We start from the raw sequence: 7249 nt of genomic DNA, 5'->3' as shown, positions 1-7249 counted from the left end.
CACAAGAAGTATTTGTATCTGTATGTAGCCATGTTCGAGTGGGCATACAATCTACGTTGGATTGATTTTGACTTCCTGCGTCGGCTTCTTTTCCCTCCTTCCACCTATTTACCTAGATGAGCGAGACAGTTATGAATTTTTAGAGCCTACATTCAGCAGGTGTTTTTTGGGAATTAAAATTTATTAGAGAAACCCTTATAAATAGAGTGTTTGTGAGTTTTTTTATTTCTTAGTTGCACATCACGTAAAGTTAATAACGTGCAGTAGCTTACCTTAGACAAACTGAAAGAGATTTTGCCCTATCAGTTTAAGATTTTGTATATCGTACAGTAGATAGAAGTCCATATTCTAAGCCTTCTCCAAGAGCTTTACAAGAAGCATCAATAATATTGTTCGATACTCCAGCCGTTGACCAGCGCCTTTTTCCATTACTAAATTCGATTAATACTCTAGTGGTTGCTTGAGTTCCAGAATCACTATTGAGAATTCGTACTTTATAATCGGTGAGATAGAAATTCGCAATTTCAGGATAGAAACTAATCAGAGCTTTACGAAGGGCAATATCAAGAGCCGCCACGGGACCATTACCTTCGGCAGCAGTGAGATGTTCTTCATCTTTGACCAGTACTTTTACCGTGGCTTGGGAATTTACGCCTCCATCAATGTGGGTGGCATCAGTGGTGCAGTAAACATGAAAGCTACTGATTGTAAAAAATTTGGGGCGATCGCCTAAAGCTTCGCGCACTAATAATTCAAAACTTGCCTCGGCTGACTCAAACTGATAGCCAATTTGTTCGAGTTCTTTTGTTTTTTGCAAGATTTGCCGACAGGCGGGATCTTCTTTGCGTAGACAAATGCCAAAGGTTTCCACTTTGGAGATCACATTGCTCAGTCCTGCTTGCTCAGAGATGACGATACGGCGATTGTTGCCGATACTTTCGGGAGTGATATGCTCGTAAGTAAGGGGATTACGCTGCACTGCACTGACATGAATCCCACCCTTATGGGCAAAGGCGGAAGCACCAACAAAGGGAGCATGGTCATCGGGTGCAAGATTAACGATTTCGCTGACTTGGCGAGAGACTTCGGTAAGTTGTGACAGCTTGGCGGGAGCGATGCAGTCATAGCCCATTTTTAGCTGTAAATTGGGGATCACGGTGCAGAGGTTAGCATTACCACAGCGCTCACCATAGCCATTAATCGTGCCTTGTACCATTGTCGCGCCATGCTGTACTGCCGCGATCGCATTAGCAACGGCTAAGCCAGAATCATTATGAGTATGAATGCCAATTTGCGGTGAATTGCTGCCCCATTGCCGCAGTGAGTCATACACAACTTTCGTAATGGGGGCAATTTCATCGGGCAATGTGCCGCCATTTGTGTCGCAGAGGACAAACCATTCTGCGCCAGCTTCAAAGGCGGCTCTTAAGGTTTGGATTGCATAGTCTGGATTATTTTTATAGCCATCAAACCAATGTTCGGCATCGTAGATCAGGCGGCGATCGCAACTTTTGAGATAGGCGATCGTATCGCTGATCATGGCAAGATTTTCATCAAGGGTAGTGCGTAATCCTTCAATGACATGCAGATCCCATGATTTGCCAAAAATAGTGATCCACTTAGTTTCCGCAGCAAGAATTGGCACGAGCATCGGATCGTCTTGGGCTTTGATTCCTGCGCGTCTGGTCGAACAGAAAACCACGAGTTCGGCACTACTAAGGCGATACTCTTGCATTATCCGAAAAAATTCACCATCCTTAGGATTTGCACCTGCCCAACCACCTTCGATAAAAGCGACTCCCATCCGATCAAGGCGATCGGCGATGCGTACCTTATCTTCTACTGACAGGGACAACCCTTCGCGCTGAGTGCCATCGCGAAGGGTTGTGTCGTAGATCAAAATATTTTGATTTTCCATATTTAAAATTTTCGATTTCGATAAAAGTACGCTTATGTGTGTGGGCGGCGAAGCCACCCCACACAATGGTTCTTTATTTACCCATAGCCTTGACTAAGAAAATTCCACCAAAGTACAAAATACCAACTGCCCCCGCTAGCAAACTTTGAGTCATAGGATCAGTTGATGGAGTAAGGACTGCGCCAAGAATCACTGCACCAAGCACAACATAGCGCCAACCTGCGAGCATTCTTGCCGAGTTGACAATACCTGTCATTGCTAACAACGCTTGAATTACAGGAATTTGAAATGCTAGCCCTGTACTAAACAGCAGCAATAGTACAAATTCAAAATAGCGATCAATTGACCAAAACTGCTCAACTACATCCCCCCCATAGCTGATAAAGAAATTGAGTGCGGCAGGGATCAGTAACTCATAAGCAAAGACAATGCCGAGGACAAATAAAATACTAGAACCAAAGACAATCGGCGCGATCGCTCGTTTTTCCTTACGTGTTAGTCCTGGCAAGATAAAGCGCACGATTTGGTACAGGATTGCTGGGCTGGCGACCAATAAGCCGCTATAGCCTGCCACTTTGATCGATACAAAAAAGTATTCCCCAGGTGCAAGTTGTAAAAATTTCACTCCTTGAGCAGGAATTTCCAATAGAGCCACAATCTTGTTGACGAAGGCAAAGCAACCAATTATTGCCACAACAATGGCAATTAAGGCATAGAAAATTCGCGATCGCAGTTCTTCAAGATGATCGAACAGGGACATCTCGACATCTTCAATGGCTTCAAGATCTTCATCAATGGGAGGATCGACAATGGCGATCGCAGACTCATTTACGTCCTCAATAGGTTGTGTGGACAAATCCTGTGGTTGCTCTGCTTCACTTACCGTCTCTAGCATGGTGTCGTTACTAAAATCTACTTGTCGATTGCTTAACCCGATTGCTTAACAAACTTATCAAATAATCGAAGCCTATCGATACTATAGCAACCAAATCTGACTTTGGAGTTTTGGGGCTGCTATAGCAATATAAGTTTTGCTTAGGACATAAAACCCAAAAGATGAGTAGCGGCGCTTCGCGCCGCCACTCATCTTTTGGGTTTTGATTTGCCCTAGCTATCTCTTGCGTTGCTATAACTCTGAGAGATTCAATGTTAAGAACTTTAACTTCTCGGTTTATTTAGGCTTGCTTTATGTGAACTTTCTGACATTTACCTGTGTCTAAGTAACAAGAATGTTAGATTTAATCATGGGGTTAGTGAAATGTTTCATGTTGTAGTTCACCATGTAAAATTTCAGGGGCAGTTAAATGGCTTCATTTAAAGTTTTAGGTTTATTCGCGATCGCTGGTGCTGCGTTTTCCTTAGATGCAGCAAGTATTAATGCTCAAGTGACTATTGGTGCTAGTCAGAGCGGCTTGTCACCTGCTCAGCAAATTCTCATGGACATGAGACAGACTAATGCTCCTACTGTGGGTGGGGGCAGTATGCAATTATTACGGTTTACAGAAAACAATGTCTCGTTCGCACCCCTAGAAGGTTTAGACCGATTGTTTAATTGGCAGCCTTCAGAAGATACAGGAACCACGGCTGAGAAAACTCTCGGCGATCGGATCGAAGAATTTAAGCTTAATCAACGTCAGCAGATAATTTCTGATGGTCAGATGTTTGAAGCTATCAATCGCATTAAAAGAAAAAATTAACTAAAGCCCTCTCCAAAAAAGAGCGTTGCCAAGCAACGTTCTTTTTTGTGGGAAATTCGAGCTTCATCAACTCTTGTCGTCAGTTAACTACCAATTCCTCCGATTTTCAGGTCGGGAGATACCAGAATCCCTTGTATAGCAATGTAAGTTTTGCTTAGGACATAAAACCCAAAAGATGAGTGGCGGCGCGAAGCGCCGCCACTCATCTTTTGGGTTTTGATTTGTCCTCGCTATCTCTTGCACTGCTATATTAGGCAAGTTTTGTCTTGTTTTTGAGCTTTATATCCTGCTACTGTTAATCGAATTTGCTCGTGTTACCTTTGTCTCATCTTGAGACTCTATTGAGTTTTATGCATCACTAAGGGTTGGATGTTCAAGGCTTCTATTAACTGCTGCTCTGAGAAAGAAGTTACTAGATTTACTGGTAGGGGATCGCGGCTAATCGTTTTTGCATAGGTCGCAGTGAGATAAGCCCGAAATTTCGGTTGGCTTGAGAGATAGGTTTTAAAAAATGCGACACTTAAGGACTTGACGTAGGGATGAGCAAAGCTGGGATCAACTCCAATCAAGGATGAAGGGATATTGAGTACACCTTTGTTACTTTTCTCTAAAAATGAAAAATGGGTTGCTTTAGGAACGATCGCTAAATACTTATCAGCCCCATTCAGCCAAGTAAAAGGAAAAAGCTGTTCAGGGACAGTTGGCGCGATCGTGTCATCGCCACTGGCAAAAATCATGACTGGCACATTTAAGGAGCGCATCCCCACACGGTTAAACATCGTACTGCCACCAATGGGATTTAGAGTGAGAATTGCCTTGACGCGCGGATCTTGCAAATCAGAGTCTTTTGGTTCCAAATTGATGGCTCGACATTGAATTAACTTAGAAAGATTGAAAGAGGTCACATTGGGTTCAGGAACATCACAACCAGCTTTGATGCTGTCAAAATTTAGCCGCGCACCACCCAAAGTCAAAACCGTGTAGCCACCGAGGGAATGTCCAATCAAACCAACATTTTGCAGATCTAGGCGATCGCTCATATTAGGAGCATTCTTCGATTGACGTTCGAGATCATCTAGCAAATATTTGACATCACGAGGTCTGAGATAATGATCACGAGGATTAGGAGTTTTTCCAAAACCTTTTAAAAAGGCTCCAAAATCTTTACTCCCTGTCTCTGGATGCTCTAGTACAGCTACTGCATAGCCGTGGGATGCTAAATGCTGTGACAAATAGATAAATGTATCGCGATTGGAAGCAAGTCCATGGGAAATGACAATTACAGGCGCAGGTTTGGCAGTTCCCTGAGGAATATATAGGGTAGCGTTGATTGTCATTTCCCGTTCTGGATTCTGAAAAGAAAATTCGTGTTTTTGCCAAGAGAATTCTCCTTGGATGGCAATTTCATCCGTCGGCACAGGGGTTTTAGTGGCTGCTATTTCATTTTCTGATTGCTTTTGCAAAGCGGCGATCGCTACTTCTTTTCGATACCAAAGTAGTGATAGTTCTCGATAGGCTTCTAATCCTAAGTTTAAATCTAACTCAATCGTTGGTAAGGGGAAACGTCGCAAAACATTAATGGGAGTTAGTCCTTCAGGACTGGCCGATGAAAGAATGATCGCAGATCGTAATGCTAACAATCCATTTTGATAGCCATCACCTTGCAAAATCCTACCCAATCGCTTCATTAGCACAATCCCAATAGGCGAATAGGTAAATTGACTAACTGTAATGTGACTAATATCGTAGCGGGTGTTGAGCGCTTGTCTAAGTTCGATCTGTTGACTTATTGATAGGTTATCTAAATAAAAAGCAAGACGTTTGGTAAGTTTTCCAGTTTTCGCAAAGGTTTCAAGATCAGAAATCGGAATAATAAACTGTCCAAAGGGTGGATACCAAAATGAGATCTTTTCGGCGCTGATCACAGGGGATGGCTTGGGTATAGCTGAACCAAAAGCGATCGCCACTGCCAAAGTGATCGCGAGGAATACCCGATTTCCTGACATGAAGATAGGTTGTATATATTGACTAAGAACCATTGTTTTAGATTTTACTTCACTGCAAGTCAACCCTAGAGATTAGGCTGGGTATTCTCATCTGCCCCAACAATCTTATTACTCTGTTTGTGCTTTCGTCGCCAGACTCTATAGAAAATCCATCCTCCCACGATGACTACCACCACTCCAGCAATCTGTAAACCAAAGATTAAAGTAATGGCAGGTTGATGTATACCCACAAAGCGACGCTGCGGTACAAAATAGGTTTGCACCACCCGAACTAGATCCTGCACCGAAACCTTTTCAATCTCTGCCACATAGTCTGGAACAGGTTCCGTATCTGCAAGTATTGCCGACCAACCCACCAACGAACCCGCGATCGCACCATTGCTTTCCCTAGAAATTGACCAAGAGCGAATTAACGCTGTCTTCGCCTCCATCAAGCGTTTTTCATCAACTTTTCCTTGACGGACATTCTCAATATAACTATCCACAAGCTGCAAAATCATATCGCGATGTTTTTCTTCCGAACGAGTAGAAACAGCAAAATATCCGACATCTTGATAGCTGCTATTGAAGGCAAATAGACTGTAAACTAGTCCCCTTTTTGTGCGGATTTCCTGAGTGAGATCTCGATCCATCATTTTTGCTAAAACATCAAGACTCCATTGATCCCGATGCTTATATCCAACTGTCTGTGTACCAGTAGTTAAACGAATCTGATCGTTGAGCATGGGTCCTGCAACTTTGACTCGATTATTTCCTTGATTAGCGGAATCGGTGTTAACAATAGTAGAGCGCTTACCCTGCGATCGCAAATCACCAAAGTATTTTGTTGCCAAAGGTTGTAACTTTGATGCTTCAACATTTCCAACCACAATCAGATCTGCATTTTCAGTATTGTAGTATTGCTTGTAGTAATCAAGCATCATCTGGCGATCAATCCGCTTTAATGACTCTTCTTCTCCAATAACTGTCATCGTCAAAGTTGCATTTGGGAATAAAGATTTTTCTACTTCCCGCGACAAATTATAGCCATATCCCCATGCTTCCAATTGATTGATCAACCATCCATACTGTCCTCCTTTCTCTTGAAAAACAACATGACGTTCCTTTTCCACTTTTTCCACAGGAAATGTGGGATGAAAAACTATTTGAGAAAGCCAATCCAAAGCGATTTCAACATCAAGATCGGCTACTTGAGCATAATAGGCAGTCTGCTCTTTGCTTGTCCAACCATTCCATGATCCACCAATATTGGTGATCGTGTCTTTAACTTGTTCTTCTGTCCAACGCTTAGTACCTGTAAAGAGCATATGCTCAACATAATGAGAAATCCCATTATTAAAAGCGGTCTCATTGCGTGAACCAGTTTGAATCACTAGATAAACAATTACAGATTTGCTGTCAGGACGATATTGATGCCACACGCGCAACCCATTCGCCAATTTATAACGGTTTAGTGGAATTGGGGGATTAGTTTGAGCTTCTAGAACTTGAGGTGTAAATGTAGCTGTAGCAGAGAAAAGTAACAGAGGCAGTAAAACAAAATCTCGAATTAAATTCATGGGCATTAAATTTTTTCTCTACATCACAAGTTTTTGTAGTTTTAAATAAGTAAGGATAGGCGGCACAAA

5 protein-coding genes are annotated in these 7249 nt (G+C 42.5%); 1 reads left to right on the top strand and 4 read right to left on the bottom strand.

All coding sequences use genetic code 11. The annotated features are described in order from the left end of the window. Positions 1–307: 307 nt before the first annotated feature. Both cimA and tatC read right to left on the bottom strand, forming a co-directional pair. Positions 308–1918: a citramalate synthase gene (gene cimA / locus B9G53_RS23625; protein ID WP_094535892.1), complete on the bottom strand. Its 1611-nt coding sequence runs from the start codon at positions 1916–1918 to the stop codon at positions 308–310. A 73-nt stretch (positions 1919–1991) separates the two neighbouring features. After that, on the bottom strand, positions 1992–2678 hold the full coding sequence (tatC, locus tag B9G53_RS23620) for a twin-arginine translocase subunit TatC (RefSeq protein WP_369683018.1): 687 nt from the start codon (positions 2676–2678) through the stop codon (positions 1992–1994). A gap of 544 nt (positions 2679–3222) precedes the next feature. Here tatC and B9G53_RS23615 point away from each other — a divergent pair. After that, positions 3223–3615 (top strand): hypothetical protein, encoded by a 393-nt coding sequence (locus B9G53_RS23615; RefSeq protein ID WP_094535890.1) that lies wholly within the window; start codon positions 3223–3225, stop codon positions 3613–3615. Positions 3616–3953: 338 nt separating this feature from the next. Here the strand turns inward: B9G53_RS23615 and B9G53_RS23610 are convergent, their stop codons facing one another. Further along, positions 3954–5621, bottom strand: a complete 1668-nt coding sequence (locus tag B9G53_RS23610) for an alpha/beta hydrolase (protein ID WP_217901659.1) — start codon at positions 5619–5621, stop codon at positions 3954–3956. A gap of 65 nt (positions 5622–5686) precedes the next feature. Further along, positions 5687–7186 carry a pitrilysin family protein gene (locus B9G53_RS23605; protein WP_094535888.1) on the bottom strand — a complete coding sequence of 500 codons (1500 nt, stop codon included), beginning with the start codon at positions 7184–7186 and terminating at the stop codon, positions 5687–5689. Positions 7187–7249 lie beyond the last annotated feature (63 nt).

The organism is Pseudanabaena sp. SR411, from assembly GCF_002251945.1.
Classification (GTDB): Bacteria; Cyanobacteriota; Cyanobacteriia; order Pseudanabaenales; family Pseudanabaenaceae; genus Pseudanabaena.
The sequence above is the reverse complement of the archived record's forward strand: the minus strand, read 5'-3'. Positions and strand labels throughout refer to the sequence as shown.